At 62.6% G+C, this 530-nt stretch carries 1 protein-coding gene; it reads left to right on the top strand.

Translation table 11 applies throughout. The features are described 5' to 3' along the window. A partial coding sequence (locus HP499_RS24810; protein ID WP_253951793.1) for a pyruvate kinase occupies nucleotides 1–530 on the top strand: 530 nt, incomplete at both ends.

The following is a 530-nucleotide window of genomic DNA, read 5'->3' on the forward strand; positions in this document are numbered from 1 at the left end:
GACACCTTCACCATCACCACCGAAGACGTCCCCGGCACCAAGGACATCTGCTCCACCACGCTTAAGAGCCTCACTGAGGACGTCAACGTGGGCGATGCCCTGTTGATCGACGACGGCAAGGTGGCCATGCGTGCCATCGAGGTGGACGACGTCAAGGTTGTTGCCACCGTGACGGTTGGCGGCAAGGTCTCCAACAACAAGGGCATCAACCTGCCCGGTGTCGCCGTCAACGTCCCCGCCCTCAGCGAAAAGGACGAGGACGATCTCCGTTGGGCACTCAAGCGCGGCGCCGACCTGATCGCCCTCTCGTTCGTGCGTGATGCCTCAGACATCAAGCGCGTCCACGAGATCATGGACGAAGAAGGCCGCCGCGTGCCGGTGATCGCCAAGATCGAAAAGCCGCAGGCAGTGGAGCAGCTCCACGAGATCATCGACGCCTTCGACGCCATCATGGTTGCCCGTGGCGACCTCGGCGTCGAACTGCCGCTCGAAGAGGTGCCGATCGTCCAGAAGCGCGCCATTGAACTGGC

Origin of the sequence: Paenarthrobacter sp. CM16, assembly GCF_013179505.1 — a bacterium.
Taxonomy (GTDB): domain Bacteria; phylum Actinomycetota; class Actinomycetes; order Actinomycetales; family Micrococcaceae; genus Arthrobacter.